Source organism: Caulobacter sp. GW821-FHT09B11 (assembly GCF_059418205.1).
Genome location: NZ_JBWKPK010000022.1, coordinates 14,891 through 31,060 on the forward strand (window position 1 = coordinate 14,891; position 16,170 = coordinate 31,060).

General features: G+C 71.4%; 18 protein-coding genes and 1 tRNA gene. 14 read left to right on the forward strand and 5 right to left on the reverse strand.

Features of this window, described 5'->3' with window-relative positions; translation table 11 throughout:
- The first annotated feature begins 32 nt into the window (after positions 1 to 32).
- From AC07N1_RS16585 to AC07N1_RS16630, 10 genes are read left to right on the forward strand one after another with little or no spacing between them, the layout of a single operon-like run.
- Entirely contained in the window at positions 33 to 1,946 is a 1,914-nt protein-coding gene (locus AC07N1_RS16585) for a TonB-dependent receptor plug domain-containing protein (protein WP_494672799.1), read from the forward strand.
- The gene (cobD, locus tag AC07N1_RS16590) at positions 1,946 to 2,932 is read left to right on the forward strand and encodes a threonine-phosphate decarboxylase CobD (protein ID WP_494672800.1); all 987 of its coding nucleotides are present in this window, start codon (positions 1,946 to 1,948) and stop codon (positions 2,930 to 2,932) included. The genes AC07N1_RS16585 and cobD overlap by 1 nt, the downstream gene beginning before the upstream one ends.
- Positions 2,929 to 3,534, forward strand: coding sequence for a cob(I)yrinic acid a,c-diamide adenosyltransferase (gene cobO / locus AC07N1_RS16595; RefSeq protein ID WP_494672801.1), 606 nt, complete (start codon positions 2,929 to 2,931; stop codon positions 3,532 to 3,534). Before cobD ends, cobO begins: the two co-directional genes overlap by 4 nt.
- Positions 3,531 to 4,388, forward strand: a complete 858-nt coding sequence (locus AC07N1_RS16600) for an ABC transporter substrate-binding protein (protein WP_494672802.1) — start codon at positions 3,531 to 3,533, stop codon at positions 4,386 to 4,388. The genes cobO and AC07N1_RS16600 overlap by 4 nt, the downstream gene beginning before the upstream one ends.
- The gene (locus AC07N1_RS16605) at positions 4,385 to 5,371 is read left to right on the forward strand and encodes a FecCD family ABC transporter permease (protein WP_494672803.1); all 987 of its coding nucleotides are present in this window, start codon (positions 4,385 to 4,387) and stop codon (positions 5,369 to 5,371) included. Before AC07N1_RS16600 ends, AC07N1_RS16605 begins: the two co-directional genes overlap by 4 nt.
- The gene (locus AC07N1_RS16610; protein WP_494672804.1) at positions 5,368 to 6,162 is read left to right on the forward strand and encodes an ABC transporter ATP-binding protein; all 795 of its coding nucleotides are present in this window, start codon (positions 5,368 to 5,370) and stop codon (positions 6,160 to 6,162) included. Before AC07N1_RS16605 ends, AC07N1_RS16610 begins: the two co-directional genes overlap by 4 nt.
- A complete protein-coding gene (gene cbiB, locus AC07N1_RS16615; RefSeq protein ID WP_494672805.1) occupies positions 6,155 to 7,111 on the forward strand; it encodes an adenosylcobinamide-phosphate synthase CbiB in 957 nt (318 codons plus the stop codon). The genes AC07N1_RS16610 and cbiB overlap by 8 nt, the downstream gene beginning before the upstream one ends.
- Positions 7,108 to 8,133: a nicotinate-nucleotide--dimethylbenzimidazole phosphoribosyltransferase gene (gene cobT / locus AC07N1_RS16620; RefSeq protein ID WP_494672806.1), complete on the forward strand. Its 1,026-nt coding sequence runs from the start codon at positions 7,108 to 7,110 to the stop codon at positions 8,131 to 8,133. The genes cbiB and cobT overlap by 4 nt, the downstream gene beginning before the upstream one ends.
- Positions 8,130 to 8,888: an adenosylcobinamide-GDP ribazoletransferase gene (gene cobS, locus AC07N1_RS16625; protein ID WP_494672807.1), complete on the forward strand. Its 759-nt coding sequence runs from the start codon at positions 8,130 to 8,132 to the stop codon at positions 8,886 to 8,888. The genes cobT and cobS overlap by 4 nt, the downstream gene beginning before the upstream one ends.
- Positions 8,885 to 9,403, forward strand: a complete 519-nt coding sequence (locus AC07N1_RS16630; RefSeq protein WP_494672808.1) for a tyrosine phosphatase family protein — start codon at positions 8,885 to 8,887, stop codon at positions 9,401 to 9,403. Before cobS ends, AC07N1_RS16630 begins: the two co-directional genes overlap by 4 nt.
- On the opposite strand, the gene AC07N1_RS16635 is transcribed toward AC07N1_RS16630, so the two are convergent.
- The 4 genes from AC07N1_RS16635 to AC07N1_RS16650 all read right to left on the reverse strand — a co-directional run bounded on the left by AC07N1_RS16635 (position 9,393) and on the right by AC07N1_RS16650 (position 13,898).
- Positions 9,393 to 10,388: a Csu type fimbrial protein gene (locus AC07N1_RS16635; RefSeq protein WP_494672809.1), complete on the reverse strand. Its 996-nt coding sequence runs from the start codon at positions 10,386 to 10,388 to the stop codon at positions 9,393 to 9,395. The two genes, AC07N1_RS16630 and AC07N1_RS16635, sit on opposite strands and share 11 nt — an antisense overlap.
- Positions 10,363 to 12,672 carry a fimbria/pilus outer membrane usher protein gene (locus AC07N1_RS16640; protein ID WP_494672810.1) on the reverse strand — a complete coding sequence of 770 codons (2,310 nt, stop codon included), beginning with the start codon at positions 12,670 to 12,672 and terminating at the stop codon, positions 10,363 to 10,365. The genes AC07N1_RS16635 and AC07N1_RS16640 overlap by 26 nt, the downstream gene beginning before the upstream one ends.
- A gap of 64 nt (positions 12,673 to 12,736) precedes the next feature.
- The gene (locus tag AC07N1_RS16645) at positions 12,737 to 13,444 is read right to left on the reverse strand and encodes a fimbrial biogenesis chaperone (protein ID WP_494672811.1); all 708 of its coding nucleotides are present in this window, start codon (positions 13,442 to 13,444) and stop codon (positions 12,737 to 12,739) included.
- Position 13,445: 1 nt separating this feature from the next.
- On the reverse strand, positions 13,446 to 13,898 hold the full coding sequence (locus AC07N1_RS16650) for a Csu type fimbrial protein (RefSeq protein WP_494672812.1): 453 nt from the start codon (positions 13,896 to 13,898) through the stop codon (positions 13,446 to 13,448).
- Between AC07N1_RS16650 and AC07N1_RS16655 the strand changes: the two genes are divergently transcribed.
- From AC07N1_RS16655 to AC07N1_RS16665, 3 genes are all read left to right on the forward strand, one after another.
- Complete coding sequence (locus tag AC07N1_RS16655) at positions 13,867 to 14,022, forward strand: hypothetical protein (protein ID WP_494672871.1); 156 nt, start codon at positions 13,867 to 13,869, stop codon at positions 14,020 to 14,022. The two genes, AC07N1_RS16650 and AC07N1_RS16655, sit on opposite strands and share 32 nt — an antisense overlap.
- Before the next feature lie 534 nt (positions 14,023 to 14,556).
- Positions 14,557 to 14,793, forward strand: a complete 237-nt coding sequence (locus AC07N1_RS16660; RefSeq protein ID WP_494672813.1) for a DUF3606 domain-containing protein — start codon at positions 14,557 to 14,559, stop codon at positions 14,791 to 14,793.
- 89 nt (positions 14,794 to 14,882) lie between these two features.
- Complete coding sequence (locus AC07N1_RS16665) at positions 14,883 to 15,101, forward strand: hypothetical protein (protein WP_494672814.1); 219 nt, start codon at positions 14,883 to 14,885, stop codon at positions 15,099 to 15,101.
- A gap of 31 nt (positions 15,102 to 15,132) precedes the next feature.
- Here the strand turns inward: AC07N1_RS16665 and AC07N1_RS16670 are convergent.
- Positions 15,133 to 15,208 (reverse strand) — tRNA-Ile (locus tag AC07N1_RS16670).
- A gap of 160 nt (positions 15,209 to 15,368) precedes the next feature.
- Between AC07N1_RS16670 and AC07N1_RS16675 the strand changes: the two genes are divergently transcribed.
- Positions 15,369 to 16,109: an SIMPL domain-containing protein gene (locus tag AC07N1_RS16675; protein ID WP_494672815.1), complete on the forward strand. Its 741-nt coding sequence runs from the start codon at positions 15,369 to 15,371 to the stop codon at positions 16,107 to 16,109.
- Positions 16,110 to 16,170 lie beyond the last annotated feature (61 nt).

The following is a 16,170-nucleotide window of genomic DNA, read 5'->3' on the forward strand; positions in this document are numbered from 1 at the left end:
ACGCTCCTTCTTGTCGCGCACGGAGGAATGACATGCGCCCTGTTTCCCTGCTGGCCCTCGCGGCCGCAGTTCCCGCCCTGGCCCTGCCTGGCCTGGCTTTCGCCGATACGGCCGTGGCCGAAGTCGATCAGGTGGTGGTCACCGCCGGTCGCGAGCCTGAAAAGCTGTCGGAAGTCTCGACCAGCATGACCGTGATCGACGCCGAGGCCCTGAAGAAGGCCCAGGCCGTCGTGATCTCCGACCTGCTGTCGCGCACCCCGGGCGTCACCGTCACCCGCAACGGCGGCGTCGGCGGCACGACCCAGCTGCGCATCCGCGGCGCCGAGACCGACCAGACCGTGGTGCTGATCGACGGCGTCAAGCTGAACGATCCGTCCTCGACCGGCGGCGGCTACAACTTCGCCACCCTGCTGGCCGGCAACGTCAACCGCATCGAGGTGCTGCGCGGCTCGCAGTCGACCCTGTGGGGCAGCCAGGCCATCGGCGGCGTCGTCAACCTGCTGACCGCCACGCCCAGCGGCCCGCTGACCACCCAGCTGGCGACCGAGGTCGGCTCGCGCGACACCGCCTACGGCAACGCCGCGCTCAGCGCCGGCGGCGACTGGGGCGGCTGGCGGATCGCCGGCGCCTACTACACTACCGACGGCGTCTCGGCCTTCGGCAAGTCGTACGGCGGCAAGGAAAAGGACGGCTACCGCAACGCTGGGGTCAGCGGCCGCCTGGACCTGAACGTCACCGACTGGGCCACCGTCGACCTGCGCACGTCGTACGCCGCCTCGAAGAACGAGTTCGACGGCTTCCCCGCCCCGCTCTACGCCTTCGCCGACAGCCCCGAGTACGGCAAGACCAAGGAACTGGTCAGCTACGCCGGCGTGCGCCTGAGCGCCTTCGACGGCGCGCTGAAGAACCGCCTCGGCTTCGGCTACACCCAGACCGACCGCGACAACTTCGATCCCAGCTCGTCGGTCCCCAAGACCTTCGACGCCCGCGGCACCAACAAGCGCTTCGAGTACCAGGGGACCTGGCAGGTCAGCGAGATCCTCCGCGCAACCTTCGGCGCCGAGACCGAGCGCTCGTGGTTCCGCACCGCCTCGCCGTCGGAATGGGAACCGAACCCCAAGCCCGACAGCCACGCCGCGCGCACCGACAGCCTGTACCTGCACCTGCGCGCCCAGCCGCTCGAAGGCCTGACCCTGACCGGCGGCGTGCGCCGGGAGGACCACTCGGCCTTCGGCGACGCCACGGTCTACCAAGCCGGCGCGTCCTATTCGCCCAACGGCGGCGTGACGGTGTTCCGCGCCAACTACGGCGAGGGCTTCAAGGCCCCGTCGCTGTACCAGCTCTACAGCATCTACGGCGATGCGAACCTGAAGCCCGAGGAGTCGGAAAGCGTCGACCTGGGCGTCGAGCACAGCGTACTGAACGGCCGGGTGCGCGCGGGCCTGACCTGGTTCCACCGCGACATCACCAACCAGATCGACTACGTCTCCAACAACACCCCGCCCAACTACGGCGGCTACGCCAACTTCGCCAAGACGGAGACCAGCGGCGTGGAGCTGGAGACCACCATCGAGGTGACCTCGTCGCTGCAGGTGACGGCGAACTACACCAACATGGACCCGATCAACCGTTCGGCCGCCAACAACGGCAAGCGCCTTCCGCGCCGCGCCGGCGAAACGGCCAACCTGAACGCCGACTATGACTGGAAGAGCGGCCTGACCACCGGCGTCTCGGTGCAGTACGTGGGCGAGAGCTACGACAACGCCACCAACGCCCGCCGCCTGAAGAGCTACGCCCTCTTCGACCTGCGGGCCGCCTATCCGCTGAACGACACCTTCGAGGTGTTCGGCCGCGTCGAGAACCTCTTCGACAAGGAATACCAGACCATCTACCGCTACGGCTCGGTGGGCCGCGGCGCCTTCGCCGGCGTCCGGGCGAAGTTCTGATGAACGGCTCGCCGTCGTCCCTTTCCGGACACGGCGGCCGCCTGGCGGCGGCGCGGGTGCGTTTTCCTGACGCGCCCGCGCCGTGGCTGGACCTGTCGACGGGGATCAATCCCCGCCCCTATCCGGTTCCGCGCCAGGCCTTCGAGGACTGGGGCCGACTGCCCGATCCGGCCGACCTGGCGCGGCTGGAGGCCGTGGCCGCACGGGCCTTCGGCGTCGATGACTCCGCTCGCGTCGTCGCCGTACCCGGCAGCGAGACGGCGATCCGCCTGCTGCCCAAGCTCCTGCCGCGCGGCCGCGTGAGCTTGCCGGTTCCCACCTATTCCAGCCATCCGCTCGCCTGGCGGCGCGTCGGTTCCGAGGTCGTGGCCGACCCGGACGAAGCCGACCTCTGCGTGGTGGTGAACCCCAACAATCCCGACGGCCGCAGCCTGGCGCCCGAGGCGGTGCTGGCTTTGGGCCAGCGCGGCGCGGTGGTCGACGAGGCCTTCGTCGAGTGCCAGCCGTCGCTGTCGGTCGCGGCCTTCGCCGGTGCGCCCGGCCATGAGCGGCTGATCGTGCTGCGCTCGTTCGGCAAGTTCTACGGCCTGGCGGGCCTGCGCCTGGGCTTCGTGATCGCCCGTCCCGCGCTCGCCAGGCGTCTGCGCGACACCCTGGGCGAATGGCCCCTCTCCGCCCCGGCCCTGGCCGCGGGCCTGGCCGCCTATCCAGACGCCGCCTGGGCCGACGCGACGCGCGCCAGCCTGGCCGACGACGCCGCGCGGCTGGACGCCCTGCTTGTCGGCGCCGGTTTCGAGGTGCTCGGCGGGACCAGCCTGTTCCGCCTGGCCCGTGCGGCCGACGCAACCGTCCGCTTCGAGGCCCTGGCGCGCGCCGGGATCCTCACCCGCCCCTTCGATCACGACCCGAGCCTGCTACGGTTCGGCCTGCCCGGTTTCGACGCCGACTGGGCGCGCCTGGCCGCCGCCCTGGAGATCCAGCAATGAGCGACAACGCCAACGAGCAGCACGCCGAGGCGATGCGCGCCCTCAAGGCCGAGCGCGAAGAGCTGATGAAGACCAAGACCCTGGAGAAGGGTCTGCTGCTGGTTCACACCGGCGACGGCAAGGGCAAATCCTCGGCCGGCTTCGGCATGGTCGCCCGCTCGCTGGGCTGGGGCATGCAGGTGGGCGTGGTGCAGTTCATCAAGGGCAAGTGGAAGACCGGCGAGCGCCTGTTCTTCAGCCGCTTTCCCGACCAGGTTCGCTACCGCGTCATGGGCGAGGGCTTCACCTGGGACACCCAGGACCGCGAGCGCGACGTCGCCGCCGCCAAGGCCGCCTGGAAAGAGTCCAAGGCGATGATCGCCGATCCGACGCTCGACTTCGTGCTGCTGGACGAGATCAACATCGCCCTGCGCTACGACTATCTCAACATCGACGAGGTGGTGGAGACGCTGAAGGCCCGCCCCAACGACAAGCACGTCTGCCTGACCGGCCGCAACGCCAAGCCGCAACTGCTGGAGATCGCCGACCTGGTCACCGAGATGACCCTGGTCAAGCATCCCTTCGAGCAGGGCTTCAAGGCCCAGCGCGGGGTGGAATTTTGACTGGTTTCAGCAGGCGTGTCGCTCTGGGCGCAGGCCTTACTGTCGGCCTTGGGGCGTCCGCGCCCTGGGCGCCGATCCAGAAGCCGCGCCTGGTCTCCCTCAATCCCTGCCTGGACGGCGTGCTCGTCGAGGTCGCCGACCGCGACCAGATCGCGGCGCTGAGCCACTACGCCCGCGATCCGCAGCAATCGAGCATCGCCGAGCGGGCCAAGTCCTATCCGATGACCTACGAGAGCGCCGAGGAGGTGATCGCGCTGCGGCCCGACGTGGTGCTGAGCGCGGCCCATTCCTCGCCCGCCACCCGCGCGGCGCTGAAGCGGCTGGGCGTGCGGGCCGAGCTCTTCAAGGTGCCCAACAGCTGGGCCGAGAACCAGGAAGACATCCGCCGCATCGCCGCCGCCGCCGGCAATCCCAGACGCGGCGAGGCGCTGATCGCGCGGATCGACCAGGCCCTGGCCGCCGCCGCCCCGCCGCCGGGCTCCAGGCCGCTGGAGGCGCTGGTCTTCCAGCCCAACGGCTTCGCGGCCGGCGAAGGCACGCTGGTCGACGAGATGCTGACCCGCACGGGATTTCGGAATGTCGCTAGCCGCTACGGCCTGAAGAAGTGGGGCAATGTCCCGCTGGAGCGGCTGCTGGCCGATCCGCCGCAGGTGCTGCTGGCCGGACAGGCCCGCCCCGACGCCCCGACCTGGGCCGAGCGGATGCTCAACCACCCCGCCCTCGCCAAGGTGAGCCATCGCATGACCCGCGAGACCTTCCCCGAGCGGCTGCTCTATTGCGGCGGCCCGACCCTGATCCACACCGCCGCGACCCTGGCGGCCGCCCGCCGCCACGCCCTTGAGGCCCGAGCATGAGCCACAATCGCCGCACCCTTCTGCTGATCGCCGGCCTGCTGCTGGCCGTCGCGGTCCTCTTCGGGCTGTCTCTGATGAGCGGCCGCGTCTGGGCGCCGTGGAGCGCCTGGGTCGATCAATCGGACCCGCGCTGGGCGATCATCTTCGAACTGCGCCTGCCGCGCACCGTGCTGGCCGTGGCCATCGGCGCGGCCCTGGGCATGTCGGGCGCGGCCATGCAGGGCTACACCCGCAACCCGCTGGCCGACCCGGGCGTGCTGGGCGTGTCGTCGATGGCGGCGTTGGGGGCGGTGATGAGCCTCTATCTGGGCCTGGCCTTCACCGCCACCTGGCTGCTGCCGGCCTGCGCGGTGCTGGGCGCGGCGGTCGGCGTCGGCCTGATGCTGGCCCTGGCCGGCACGACCGGCGGCGCGGTGACCTTCCTGCTGGCCGGCGTGATCCTCAACACCGTGGCCAGCGCCGGCGTCGCGCTCGCCCTGTCGCTGGCTCCGAACCCTTGGGCGGCGCAGGAAATCATCAGCTGGCTGCTGGGTTCGCTGGCCGACCGCAGCGTCGAAGAGGTGCGCCTGGCCGTGCCGCTGATCGTGGCGGGCCTGGCAGTGCTGCTGACCCTGCCCCGCTCGCTGGACGCCCTGACCCTGGGCGAGACCGGGGCTACGGCCCTGGGCGTCAACCTGTCGGCCGTGCGGGTGCTGCTGGCCGTCGGCGTCGGCGTCGCCTCGGGCGCCAGCGTGGCGGTGACCGGCCTGATCGGCTTCGTCGGCCTGATCGCCCCGCACCTGGTGCGGCCGCTGGTCGGGCACCGGCCGGGCGCGCTGCTTGTGCCCTCGGCCCTGGCCGGCTCGGCCCTGGTGCTGGCGGCAGACATCGTCGTGCGCCTGACCCCCTCGGCGGCCGAGATGCGGCTGGGCGTGGCCACCGCCGCCGTCGGCGGGCCGTTCTTCCTGGCCCTCCTGATCACCATGCGCCGGAGGCTTGCATGATCCCCCCGCTCTCTGGCGACATCCTTTCGGCCGAGAACCTGACTGTCGCCTTGGGCGGCCGCGCGGTGCTGCAAGGCGTCAGCGCGGATTTCCGCCCCGGCGAAGTCACCGCCGTGGTCGGCCCCAACGGCGCGGGCAAGTCGACCCTGCTGGCGTGCCTGGCGGGCCTGCGCAAGCCGGACGCCGGCGGCGTCTCTCTGGGCGGCGCGCCCCTGGCCTCCCTGGCGCATCGCGAGCGCGCCCGACGCATCGGCTTCCTGCCGCAGACGCCGGAGGTGGCCTGGGCCGTCGACGTCGAGACCCTGGTGGGCCTTGGCCGCACGCCGCACAGCGGCGCGCGGGGCCTTTCAGAGGCCGACCGTCTGGCCGTGGCCAGGGCCCTGAAACAGACCCACCTCGAAGACCTGGCCCTGCGCGAGGTCAAGAGCCTGTCGGGCGGCGAGCGCGGCCGGGCCCTGTTTGCCCGCGTGCTGGCCGGCGAGCCGTCGTGGCTGCTGGCCGACGAGCCGCTGGCGGGGCTGGACCCCGGCCACCAGCTGGACGCCGTCGACCTGATGCGCGACTTCGCCGCCAGGGACGGCCAGGGCGTGGTCATGACCCTGCACGACCTGGCCGTGGCCGCGCGCCTGGCCGATCGGGTGCTGGTGCTGGTGGACGGACGGCTGATCGCCGACGGCCCGCCGCGCGAGGCCCTGACCCCGGATGTCCTGGCCAGGGCCTACGGAGTCACGGCAAGGCTGGTGGAGGGCCAGACCGGCCCGCTGATCGAACTGGTCGGACGCCATGGCTGAACCGCTGCTGCTCGCCCCTCCGCTGGCCCTCGTGATCGAGGCCCTGGTCGGCTATCCGGCGAGCCTGCACGCGGTCATACCCCATCCGGTGACCTGGATCGGCAAGGCCATAGACGCCCTGGAACGGCGCTGGAACCGGCCGGAGACCTCGGAGCTGCGCCGCCGGGAGCTGGGCGTCGTCACCGTGGCGCTGCTGATCCTCGGCGCGGTGCTGATCGGCGGCGCGCTGGAGTCGATGTTCGACAGCGGCCTGCTGGCGACCCTGGCGATCGCTCTGCTGGCCACCCTGGGCCTGGCCCAGCGCAGCCTGCACCAGCACGTGATGGCCGTGCTCGACCCGCTGGAGGCCGGCGACCTGCCCGCCGCCCGCCTCGCCGTCGGCAAGATCGTCGGCCGCGACGTCGAGGAGCTGGACCTGCATGGGATCACCGCGGCGGCGCTGGAGAGCCTGGCCGAGAGCTTCAACGACGGGGTCGTGGCGCCCGCCTCGTGGCTGACCCTGTTCGGCCTGCCCGGCCTCTTCGCCTACAAGGCGGTGAACACCGCAGACAGCCAGATCGGCCACATGGAGCCGCGCTGGCGCTCGTTCGGCTGGGCGGCGGCCAAAACCGACGATGTGATGAACTTCGTCCCGGCGCGGCTGGCCGGCCTGCTGATCTGCCTGGGCGCGGGCTGGAAGGGCTGGGACGTCATGCGCCGCGACGCCCGCAAGCACGCCTCGCCCAACGCCGGCTGGCCGGAAGCCGCCATGGCCGGCGCCCTGGGCGTCAAGCTGGGCGGCGCCGCACGCTATGACGGCGAGACGACGGAGCGCCCGAGCTTCGGCGACGGCCGCGCGCCGGACCTGACCGACCTGCGCCGGGGCCTGCAGATCTATCGCCGGGCCTGCGCCCTGCTGTGGCTGCTGGTGGCCCTGGCCTGCGCCGCCGGCTGGAGACTTGTGCAATGACCTTCACGCCCCCCGCCATCCCCGCCGTCGACCGCGCCCTGGAAGCGAGCTTGCGCGCCAGGCTCGACGGCAAGGCCAAACCGCCAGGGTCGCTGGGCCGGATCGAGGACCTGGCCGTCCAGCTGGGCCTGATCGAGGACCGCCTCTCGCCCCGCGCCGCCCGCACGGCCCTGCTGGTGTTCGCCGGCGACCATGGGCTGACCGAGGAAGGCGTCTCCAGCTATCCGTCCAGCGTCACCGTGGCGATGGTCGGCCTGTTCCTGAGCGGCCGGTCCAGCGTCAACGCCTTCGCCAAGGCGACGGGCGTGACGGTGAAGGTGGTGGACGCCGGCGTCGCCGCCGACCTGCCCGCCCATCCCGACCTGATCGACGCCAAGGTGCGCCTGGGCGCCCGCAACGCCTCCCGCGAAGCCGCGCTGACGCCGGAGGAGACGACCCTGGCCCTGACGCGCGGGATCGAGATCGTCGGCCGCGCGCTGGAGAGCGCCGACGTGCTGGCCATCGGCGAGATGGGCATCGGCAACAGCTCGGCCGCGGCCCTGGTCATGCACCGGCTGGCGCCGGCCCCGCTGGAAGCCTGCGTCGGCCAGGGCACGGGCCACGACGAGGCCGGTCTGGCCCGCAAGACCGCCGCTATCGCCCGCGCCGCCGCACGCAGCGACGCGACCGAGCCCTTCGCCGTGCTGTCGCAGTTCGGCGGCTGCGAGATCGCCATGATGGCCGGCGCGGTGCTGGGCGCGGCCGCGCGCCGGCGGCCGGTGCTGGTGGACGGCTTCATCGCCACAGCCGCGGCCCTGGCGGCCGTGCGCCTCGTCCCTGAAGCCCTCGACTACTGCGTCTTCGCCCACGGCTCGGCCGAGAAGGGTCACGGCGCCATGCTGGCGGCCCTGGGCGCGAAGCCCTTGCTCGACCTTGGCCTGCGGCTGGGCGAAGGCACGGGCGCTGCGCTGGCCGCGCCCCTGCTGGCGGCGGCCGCCAATCTGCTGACCGAGGTCGCCGACCTCGCCGACGTGCTGGGATGATGGGCCGGCAGGTCCAGCTGCTGCTCTGCGCGGTGCAGTTCCTGACGCGCCTGCCCACCCCGCCCCTGCGCGGTTTCGAGCCCGACTGGATCACCCGCTCGGCGCGTTACTACCCGCTGGTCGGGCTGATGGTCGGCGGGCTCTGCGCCCTGGTGCTGCTGGGCGCGAGCCAGGTGTGGAGCGGCTGGGTTCCGGCGATCCTGGCCCTGGGCGCGGGCTTCCTGTTGACCGGCGGTTTCCACGAGGACGGCTTGGCCGACACCGCCGACGGCCTGGGCGGCGGCCAGACCCGCGAGCGGCGGCTGGAGATCATGAAGGACAGCCGGGTCGGGACCTACGGCGTCCTGGCCCTGGTCGTGGTGCTGGGCGCCAAGGCCGCGACCCTGGCGACGCTGACGCCCCTGCACGCCGCCCTGGCCCTGCTGGCCGCCCACGGCGTCGGACGCGTGGCGGCCGTCGCCGCCATGGCCGTCCTGCCCCACGTCAGCGACCGCGCCGACGCCAAGTACAAGCCCGCGCCAGACGGCGTGAAGCCGGTCGAGGTGCTGGTCGCCGCCGTTCTGGGCCTGTGGCCGCTGCTGCTGGCGCCGCCGGCCGCCGCTGTCGCCGCCCTGGCGCTGGCCGCCGTCCTTGCCATCGCCCTGGCCCTGCTGTCGCGCCGGCTGATCGGCGGCTATGTCGGCGACGTGCTGGGCGGCATCGAGCAGGTCGCCGAGCTGGGCGCGCTGCTGGGCCTGGCGGCGGTGCTGGCGTGATCCTGGCCGTCTGCCCGCTCAGCCGGCTGGACGAACAGCTGGCGGCGCATAGCCCCTCGCACCTCGTCAGCCTGCTGTCGCCCGCCGCCGAGCCGCCGCCTTTCGAGGGCGTGGAGCGGCTGCATCTGGCGTTCCACGACATCGCCGAGCCCCGGCCCGACCTCGTCGCGCCGGACGCGGCCATGGTCGCCGCCCTGCTGGCCTTCGCCGAGGGCTGGACCGGCGAGCGGCCGCTGCTGCTGCACTGCTACGCCGGGGTCAGCCGTTCCACCGCGGCGGCCTTCATCCTGGCCTGCGCCCGACGCCCGGACCGCGACGAAGCGGAACTGGCCCAGGCCCTGCGCCGCCTGTCGCCCTCGGCCACGCCCAACCGGCTGATGGTCGCCCTGGCCGACGCGGCGCTGGGACGCGAAGGACTGATGTCGGCGGCGATCGAGGCCATCGGGCGAGGCGCTGAGTGCTTCGAGGGCGAGGCCTTCGCCTGGGACCTGTCCAGGGATCTCGTCAGTAGGTGACCGTCGCCACCACCTGGTCGCCGTAGGAGGCCGGGGCCGGCGTGGTCTGGGCCGGCACGCGGCCATAGAGCGTCAGCGGCTGGGCCCCGCCCGTTCCGGTTCCGCCGGCCGTCTGGCCCGCCGTCGATCCCCACGGCGAGCCGCGCGCGACGTCCTGGTAGATGCCGTAGGTGACGTACGCGGCTCCCGCCTTCATCCGCCGCGCCGTGGCCGAGGTTCCCTGCTGGCCGTTGTCGAGCCCGATGGCATAGGGCGTGTCCTTGGTGCAGGTCACCGACATGCCGCTCTGGGCGTCCTTGGCGGCGCTGAGCACCCCGACGCTGCCGAAGCTGAGATTGCCGGTCGAGATCGTGCAGTCGGGGATCAGGGTGGCGCTGAAGGTGAAGGTCGCCGGCACGACGGCATAGCCGATGGTGACGCCGGCGCAGGTCAGCAGGTTCAGGCCCCAGAAGAAGTTCTGGCCGGAAAAGCTGGTCGAATAGGCCCCGGGAACCGTCGTGGTCGTGGTCGTCAGCCTCAGATAGACGGTCTGGTTGACGTTGATCGAGGTCCCCGTGCCGGGGCTGGCGGTGATGGTCGGCACCGTGCCGAACACCAGCAGCGACGAGGATCCCCAGGTCTGGGTGCGGCCGGCGTCCTGATAGATCTGGAACGCCACCGTCGCTCCGCCCGGCCCGACCATGTAGCGCTGGCCCGCGCCGTCGCTGCCCCCCGAGCCCGCGTCGAGATTGGGGCACAGCGAATAGCTCAGCAGCGACCCAAGGCCCGTGCAGCTGAAGTTGAGGTTGGCCGTGGCGTCCACCGTCCCCGCCGTCAGCGGGCTGAGGGTCGAGCCGAGATTGACGCTGGTGACAGAGGCCGTGCAGCTGGCCGCGGCCTGGGCCGAGGACGGCGCGCCGAACCAGACGAAGGCGGCGACCAGCAGGCCGGCCAGCGCGACGAAGCGCGCCCGCCAGGGGCTAACGACAGACGGCGTCGACCACATGCCGGCCTCCCTCGCTGGCGGCGCCGATCACCAGGCGCGCGGCGCATTCGTTTCCATCCTCGACGACAACGCGCAGGTCGGCGTCCTCGCTCACCCCGGTCAGGAAGGTCTGGCCGTCGTAGCCGACGATGGCCCGCTCGGCGACACCGGCGCGGATCACCTCGGCGCCGGGCGGAACGAAGCTTCCGTCCGGGCGGCGCAGGGTCAGCAGCACCGCCGGCGGGCTCTTGCCGACGCCGAAGCGGACGATCGCGCCGCCGTTGGCCATTGGGACCACGCTGCGCTCGGTCTGGGCGGCCTCCAGCTCCAGCGGCAGGTCCTGGCTGTCGATCGACAGGCGATTGACGTCGAAGGCCTCGAGATTGCGCACCAGCAGCCGGCCGTTGCGATCGCTGCGGCCGACCTTCTGGTTCTGGTACAGCACCGGGACATCCGGCGCGCCGACCTCGACCAGGGCGAACGAGCCTTCGAGGCGGTTGGTGGTCGCCGCGCCGCCGCCGAGCCAGGCCACCGCGCCGTCGACCTGAAGCTGGCCGCGCACCGCGCCATCGGCGTACTGGGCGGCCGCCGAGACCCGGGCGTTGCGGCCGCGATAGGCCGCCTGCCCCTCGAAACCCTGGCGGGCGCCCTGCTCGATGCGGGCCCGCCAGCCGTAGGTTCCGTCGGCCTGGGTCTCGGCCCGGCTGGCTTCGACGAAGGCCGTGGTGTCGCTTCCCTGCACCTGCACGCCGGCCGACGAGGAGGTGCGCGACCCCAGCGGCACCGACAGGCCCAGGAAGGCGCCCGCGTCGCGTCGCTCGCCCTGGCTGACATAGCCGGTGGCGTAGGCGGTCAGCCGCTCGCCGAAGGTATGGCGCAGCGAGCCGCTCCACACCTGCCGGCGCGGGCCGGCGGCGGCGGTCTGGGCGCTGTAGGAGACGCTGGCCACCGGCGCGTCGCCCTTGCGCATCAGCAGGGCCAGGCGCAGCGGCGTCGAGACGGTGAGCTGGTCGATGGCGCGCGGCGGCTCGTCGCCGCCCATCTTCCAGTTGCGATAGAACGAGGGCCGCGAGGTGACGGCGGCCAGGTCGCGATAGCCCGCCGTGGCGCGCATGCTCATGCCCGACAGGTAGAAGCCGGCGAAGCGGCTGTCGAAGACCACGGCCGCCAGCGCGCCGCTCTGGTCGTCGGTCCGGCTGGCGGCGAAAGAACCCGACACCACGCCCAGGCCGCCGACCTGCGCCGTCAGGCCGCCGCCGCCCTGGATCAGGCCCGCCCCGGCCTCGACATGGCTTTCCACCGTCAGGGCGTCGCGCAGGCCGTAGCGCAGGCTGGCCGAGGCGATGGGCGAGCCGGCGTAGTCGGCGGTCTCGACGCCATAACCTCGACGAGCGAAGCCGGCCTCCGCCGAGAAGTCGGCCAGGCCCTTGCGCAGCAGCAGCGGCGTGGCGAAGAACGGCGCGCTGACGGCCACCTGCCGCCCGGCCGCGTCGGCCAGGACCAGGCGCACGTCGCTATAGCCCTGGCCCGGCGGCAGGCCGTCGATCTCGATCGGCCCCGCGCCGACGGGCCGGCTGAGGATCCGGGTGTCGTTGACGTAGAGCTCCAGCGTCGAGGGCGCGGCGGCGGTGGCCGCCAGGCGCGGCGACGGCATGGTGACGATGTCTGGCCGCGTGGCGAAGTCGCGCCGCAGCTGGAAGCCCGCCATGCGGATCGGGCGCGTCCAGGCGAAGCCGCCGTTGATGTAGTCGCCCGCCTTCACGCCCATCATCCGCCGGGGCTCGTACCAGGACCACGTCGTGTCGAGCCGCACGATCCGCTCCGTGTCGCCGACCCGGCTGGCGGCGAGGCTGCTGGACAGCGTCCCGAACCGGCCGAAGACCCGGCCGTCCAGCGCCAGGCCCAGCGAGTCCACGCCCAGGCCGTCGTTCTGGTCGATCTGGCCGCCGTCGGCCGAAAACACGTAGTTGAGCACCGCCCCCAGGTCCTGGCGCGGCGCCCCCGCGGCGTCGCGGCGGACGGCCAGGTTGAAGCGCTGGACGGCGAGCAGGTCGATGTCGGCGGTGACCATCAGCCGCTGGCCGATGTCGTCATAGGCGGCCAACAGCCCGCGGATCGCGGACAGGTCCACCAGCCCCACGCCGCTGGCGCTCAGGCCCACGGCCTGCATCTCGTCGGCGCGCATCTCCAGCCGGCCGTCGGCCTCGCGCGCGACGGCGGCCACCAGGCCGGTGTTGCGTCCGTTGATCCAGACTTCCAGCTGAAGGTCTTCACGCATCGTCTCGACCGCCTTCAAGTCGGGCAAGGGCAGGTCCTGAGCGAGAGCCGAGGGTCCCAAGGCGGCGAAGGCGAGGCTGAGGGCGACCGCTTCAGTCGCTCTTGAGCGGCGCATCGATTGGCCCGGTGTCGGTGTCGGCGATCAGCCGCACGCCGGCGGCGGGCTGGAACGCCCCCGCGGGCCAGGAGACTTCCGCTCCGGGCAGGACATAACCCACAAGGCCCTTGCGTTCGGCAAGGACCGCGCCGCTGGCGTCGCCGATGCGCAGGTTGGCCAGGCGCAGGCGACGGGTTCCGGTGTTGCGCCCGACGAGGGCCGCGCCGCCGTCCTCGGACGGCTGCAGGCGCCACTCGATCCTGGGCCGCTCGCGACCGGAACCGAAGAACAGGGGAATGGAATGGCGCATCAGGAGCGTCACCTGCCGGCCGGCCTCGCTGAGGGGCGGCGGCAGTTCGTCGACGATGAGACGGTAGGACTCCTCGCCTTCCGGCGGGCGGCCGTCGAGGCGCACCACCCGCACCGTGCGGCTGGCGCCAGGATCGACCTTGGCGATCGGCGGGCTGACGACGACGCCGGTGGCGGGCACCAGCACGTCGCGACGGTTGGCCTGGGTCCAGCGGAAGACCCGGATCTGGACGTTCAAGGCCGTCGCGTCGTCGTTCTGCAGCGTCAGGGTGGTCGCGTTCTGGCCGGCGGGCAGGTCCAGGCTCACCGGGCTGACGCGCAGCGACGCGGCGGTCGCATGCGCGCCGCCGAGCGCGGCCAGGGCCAGACCGGCCAGGAGAGCGACCGCGCGCATGTCAGTAGGTGATCGTCACCGCGACCAGGTCGCTGTACGCGCCCTGGGCGGGGGTGGATTGGGCCGAGACGCGGCCATAGGCGGTGTAGGACTGCACGGCCCCGTTGCCGGTGCCGGCCTGGGTGTCGACGTTCTGGGTGACGCCCCACACCTGGGTGCGGCTCGCGTCGCGGTAGAGACCGTAGCCCACCGTGTCGTTGGCGGCGCTGGTCATCTTCCGCGCGGCCACCGTGGCGCCCGTACCCGCCCCGGCGCTCAGGGCGACGGTGTAGGGGGTGGAGTTCGTGCACTGAACGCCGATGGTGCTGGTGGTGTCGATGTTGGAATCGATGACGCCGTGCGACCCGAAACTCAGATTAGAGGCCGACTGCACCTTGCATTCGCCCTGGATGGTCAAGTTGACCTGAAAGGAACTCGACGCCGTGGCTGCCGTCGCCGAACCAGACATCGTCATGACCGCCAGGGTTCCAATGACGAAAACTGAAGTCGCTATTTTTTTCATGTCCGGCCGCCCCTTCTGGAAATTCGAACAGGTTTTCACTCGCGTAAGACTTGCTGCGCTCGCCATTGCCGAGTGATTAACGTGTATTAGGGGTCGGATGCGACGGCCCGCCGCACAGGTTCACTCGCCCAGGCGGAGAATTTCGATACACGCCTCTATCGAAAGTGGAGATCGGTCCACTTTCGGGACGCGGAAAGATTGAGTCAGCAAGGGAAACATCGGTTTTTGACCGCTGTTATCCAAGCTTGGCCGCAAGAGCGGATTTTCGCCCTTTTCCGCAAAGTCCGGATCCGTTGCAGGGGCAACATGTCGCACCCCGCCGATCGCAGAAAAACGCTCGTATCAGGCTGAAAGCCGCAACGGATGCGCCTGCTTTCGACAAAAGCCGGAGACGGCCTCCAATCCTGGGCGCCGCCCAGTCGCCAGTATGGCCCTGTCGGTCGAGCGCCTCACCGCGGCGTCGACCGATCCTCGCGGCCTCGCCTCTCCCCCAAGACGGCCGCCCGACCGCCGCCTCGCCCCTCCCCGCCCCCCGGAGGCGAGGCGGCGGCCGCAGGGAAAAGGGAACGTCCGGCCGCGCTACGGCTTCCTAGCGGATAGGAGGCCAGCCATGCCCGACGCCGATCCGACCAAGATCATCCCGCCCGCCCGCAAGCCCGACCTCCCGGCCCGGGCCGAGCAACGCGCGGCCACCCCGCAGCGCGACGCCATCGATCTCGAAGAGCCCCGCACCGTCCGCTACTGGACCGAAACCCTGGGCGTCAGCGAGGAACAGCTGCACACCGCCGTCGAACACGCGGGGGTGTCGGCCGAGGAGGTGCGGAAGTACCTGGGCAGCCACAGCTGAGGGGGCGGACCTCCCAGCCCCTCGATCTCCCAGGCCCTCGATCTCCCAGGCCCTTGCGCCGCGAGCCGCGCGCCCTAACTAGCGTCACCATGAGCAGATACACCTTCACCGTCGACCACGGCGGCAAGACCTATTCGTGCGAGCGCATCGTCTCCGGTACGCGGACCCTGACCCAAACCGTTTACGTCGATGGATATGGGTCCAGGTCGGACATGAGGAGCTACGGCGGGAGCACCGGCGTCCCGGCCGCGAGCATGATCGTCAACGCAATCATGCTCGCGAGGGATATCATCTCCGCGGAGGACTAACCGGCTCTCAAGCCCAGCAACGTGGCGAGGGTGGTAGGCCTGGAGGGACTCGAACCCCCAACCAGACCGTTATGAGCGGTCGGCTCTAACCATTGAGCTACAGGCCCCCAGGGACCGCGCGGAACAGCAGAGTCGGCGCGGGCGAGGACGGGTCGATTAGCATGGGCTGCACGCGGCTTAAAGGTGCGGTTCAGGTTGAGTTTGCGACACGGGAACCAACCGAGGGGCGACGCACTGTGGCGTCCTGTCCCTCGCTGGAGAACGAGCATGACCCGCACCCGCACGAACGCCCTGGCTATCGCCTCTTTCGGCGTCGCCGCCTTGGCCCTGTCGGCCCTGCCCGCGAGCGCCCAGAGCGCGAACGACGCGGCGTTCCGCGCCACCACCTTCAACCTGTCGGCCACGGGCGAGACGGTGATCGCGCCGGACATGGCGACCATCACCCTGGGCGTGCAGACCGAAGGCGCCAGCGCCCAGGCGGCCCTGTCGGCCAACGGCGCGGCGATGAACAAGGTGCTCGCGGCGCTGAAGAAGGCCGGCGTCGCCGAGCGCGACATCCAGACCTCGAACCTCAACGTCAATCCGCAGTACGTCTACGAGCAGAACCAGCCGCCGCGCCTGACCGGCTACCAGGCCAGCAACCAGGTGACGATCCTGGCGCGCGACCTTTCCAAGCTGGGCCAGACGATCGATGCGGCCGCCTCGGCCGGGGCCAACACCGTGGGCGGCATCAGCTTTGGCCTGCAAGACCCGCAGAAGGCCGAGGACGCCGCGCGCGTGAAGGCGGTCGAGGCCCTGAAGGCCAAGTCCGACCTCTACGCCCGGGCCACGGGCTACAAGGTGGTGCGCCTGGTCAGCCTGAACGAGGCCGGCGGCTACACGCCCTCCCCGCAGCCCGTGCCGATGTTCGCCATGGCCAAGCGCGAGATGGCCGATTCGACGGCGATCTCGGGCGGCGAACTGAAGGTGCGGATCGAGGTCAGCGCGACCTACGAGGCGCGCCAGTAAAGACTGTCGCGTGGTCCTCGTCCTTCGACAGGCTCTAGGGATGAGGACCACATTTCCCATT

Coding starts and splice junctions, on each gene's coding strand:
- AC07N1_RS16585 (WP_494672799.1), top strand. CDS start 33: ATGCGCCCTGTTTCCCTGCTGGCCCTCGCGGCCGCAGTTCCCGCCCTG.
- cobD (WP_494672800.1), top strand. CDS start 1,946: ATGAACGGCTCGCCGTCGTCCCTTTCCGGACACGGCGGCCGCCTGGCG.
- cobO (WP_494672801.1), top strand. CDS start 2,929: ATGAGCGACAACGCCAACGAGCAGCACGCCGAGGCGATGCGCGCCCTC.
- AC07N1_RS16605 (WP_494672803.1), top strand. CDS start 4,385: ATGAGCCACAATCGCCGCACCCTTCTGCTGATCGCCGGCCTGCTGCTG.
- AC07N1_RS16610 (WP_494672804.1), top strand. CDS start 5,368: ATGATCCCCCCGCTCTCTGGCGACATCCTTTCGGCCGAGAACCTGACT.
- cbiB (WP_494672805.1), top strand. CDS start 6,155: ATGGCTGAACCGCTGCTGCTCGCCCCTCCGCTGGCCCTCGTGATCGAG.
- cobT (WP_494672806.1), top strand. CDS start 7,108: ATGACCTTCACGCCCCCCGCCATCCCCGCCGTCGACCGCGCCCTGGAA.
- cobS (WP_494672807.1), top strand. CDS start 8,130: ATGATGGGCCGGCAGGTCCAGCTGCTGCTCTGCGCGGTGCAGTTCCTG.
- AC07N1_RS16635 (WP_494672809.1), bottom strand. CDS start 10,388: ATGTGGTCGACGCCGTCTGTCGTTAGCCCCTGGCGGGCGCGCTTCGTC.
- AC07N1_RS16645 (WP_494672811.1), bottom strand. CDS start 13,444: ATGCGCGCGGTCGCTCTCCTGGCCGGTCTGGCCCTGGCCGCGCTCGGC.
- AC07N1_RS16650 (WP_494672812.1), bottom strand. CDS start 13,898: ATGACGATGTCTGGTTCGGCGACGGCAGCCACGGCGTCGAGTTCCTTT.
- AC07N1_RS16660 (WP_494672813.1), top strand. CDS start 14,557: ATGCCCGACGCCGATCCGACCAAGATCATCCCGCCCGCCCGCAAGCCC.
- AC07N1_RS16665 (WP_494672814.1), top strand. CDS start 14,883: ATGAGCAGATACACCTTCACCGTCGACCACGGCGGCAAGACCTATTCG.
- AC07N1_RS16675 (WP_494672815.1), top strand. CDS start 15,369: ATGACCCGCACCCGCACGAACGCCCTGGCTATCGCCTCTTTCGGCGTC.